Below are 2,508 nucleotides of genomic sequence, written 5' to 3'. Positions count from 1 at the left end.
ACGAATGTGTGGGGTGGGGTTGGGGGGTGGGTTCCGTACGTTCAGAACCACACAGTGGACGCGAGACATATAGCTTCACAAGAGGCTGGGTGTTGTGTGAGTCAAGCCCTCGGCCTATTAGTACCGGTCAGCTCCACGACTTACGCCGCTTCCACTTCCGGCCTATCAACCCGCTGGTCTGGGCGGGGGCCTTACCCGGTTGACCCGGTGAGAGACCTCATCTTGAAGAAGGCTTCCCGCTTAGATGCTTTCAGCGGTTATCCCTGCCGAACGTAGCCAACCAGCAGTGCTCCTGGCGGAACAACTGGCACACCAGAGGTTCGTCCGTCCCGGTCCTCTCGTACTAGGGACAGCACTTCTCAAGTCTCTTACGCGCGCGGCGGATAGGGACCGAACTGTCTCACGACGTTCTAAACCCAGCTCGCGTGCCGCTTTAATGGGCGAACAGCCCAACCCTTGGGACCTACTCCAGCCCCAGGATGCGACGAGCCGACATCGAGGTGCCAAACCATCCCGTCGATATGGACTCTTGGGGAAGATCAGCCTGTTATCCCCGGGGTACCTTTTATCCGTTGAGCGACACCGCTTCCACATGCCGGTGCCGGGTCACTAGTCCCAGCTTTCGCTCCTGCTCGACCCGTCGGTCTCGCAGTCAAGCTCCCTTGTGCACTTGCACTCGACACCTGATTGCCAACCAGGCTGAGGGAACCTTTGGGCGCCTCCGTTACATTTTGGGAGGCAACCGCCCCAGTTAAACTACCCACCTGACACTGTTCCTGATCCGGATCACGGACCGAGGTTAGACATCCAATTCGACCAGAGTGGTATTTCAACGATGACTCCACGAACACTGGCGTGCCCGCTTCACAGTCTCCCACCTATCCTACACAAGCCGAACCGAACACCAATATCAAGCTATAGTGAAGGTCCCGGGGTCTTTCCGTCCTGCCGCGCGTAACGAGCATCTTTACTCGTAGTGCAATTTCGCCGAGCCTGTGGTTGAGACAGCTGAGAAGTCGTTACGCCATTCGTGCAGGTCGGAACTTACCCGACAAGGAATTTCGCTACCTTAGGATGGTTATAGTTACCACCGCCGTTTACTGGCGCTTGAGTTCTGAGCTTCGCCTTGCGGCTAACCCGTCCCCTTAACGTTCCAGCACCGGGCAGGCGTCAGTCCGTATACATCGTCTTTCGACTTCGCACGGACCTGTGTTTTTAGTAAACAGTCGCTTCTCACTGGTCTCTGCGACCACCAACCGCTTCCCGCCGCAAGGGCGTTCACGATCAATGGCCCCCCTTCTCCCGAAGTTACGGGGGCATTTTGCCGAGTTCCTTAACCACAGTTCGCTCGATCGCCTTGGTATTCTCTACCTGACCACCTGAGTTGGTTTGGGGTACGGGCCGCTAAGAACTCGCTAGAGGCTTTTCTCGGCAGCATAGGATCATCCAATTCGCCTCATTCGGCTATGCGTCAGGTCTCACCCTGTATGTGGAACGGATTTACCTATCCCACGGGCCACACCCTTGCACCGGTACTACCATTCACCGGTAGGACTACCTTCCTGCGTCACCCCATCGCTTGCCTACTACCAGTCCGGGTCCCGCGTTCCACCACATCAGTCCCGAAGGACAGTCAGCAGCTTCAGGCGGTCAGCATCGCTGGGTTCAGCATGGGCGTTCTTTCGCGGGTACGGGAATATCAACCCGTTGTCCATCGACTACGCCTGTCGGCCTCGCCTTAGGTCCCGACTCACCCTGGGCGGATTAGCCTGGCCCAGGAACCCTTGGTCATCCGGCGGGGGAGTTTCTCACTCCCCTTTCGCTACTCATGCCTGCATTCTCACTCGTGTGGCGTCCACGGCTGGATCACTCCGCCGCTTCAATCGCCACACGACGCTCCCCTACCCATCCACACACCTGGCCGGCCCCCGAAGGAGACGACGGGTTCATGTGAATGCCACAGCTTCGGCGGTGTGCTTGAGCCCCGCTACATTGTCGGCGCGGAACCACTTGACCAGTGAGCTATTACGCACTCTTTCAAGGGTGGCTGCTTCTAAGCCAACCTCCTGGTTGTCACGGCAATCCCACATCCTTTTCCACTTAGCACACGCTTAGGGGCCTTAGCTGATGATCTGGGCTGTTTCCCTCTCGACTACGAACCTTATCGCCCGCAGTCTCACTGCCACGCTCTCACTTACCGGCATTCGGAGTTTGGTTGATTTCAGTAACCTTGTGGGGCCCCTAGACCATCCAGTGCTCTACCTCCGGCAAGAAACACGTGACGCTGCACCTAAATGCATTTCGGGGAGAACCAGCTATCACCGAGTTTGATTGGCCTTTCACCCCTACCCACAGCTCATCCCCTCCATTTTCAACTGAAGTGGGTTCGGTCCTCCACGCGGTCTTACCCGCGCTTCAACCTGGCCATGGGTAGATCACTCGGCTTCGGGTCTAGAGCACGCGACTCACACGCCCTGTTCGGACTCGCTTTCGCTACGGCTACCCCAC

The 2,508-nt window shown here is 57.6% G+C and carries 1 rRNA gene; it reads right to left on the bottom strand.

The window, feature by feature from the left end:
- Positions 1–97 precede the first annotated feature (97 nt).
- Positions 98–2,508 (bottom strand): 23S ribosomal RNA (locus GCU67_RS21050); the annotation flags it as partial.

Source organism: Modestobacter muralis (genome assembly GCF_010682105.1).
GTDB classification, from domain to species: Bacteria; Actinomycetota; Actinomycetes; order Mycobacteriales; family Geodermatophilaceae; genus Modestobacter; species Modestobacter muralis.
This window is presented reverse-complemented; position numbering and strand designations above follow the sequence as displayed.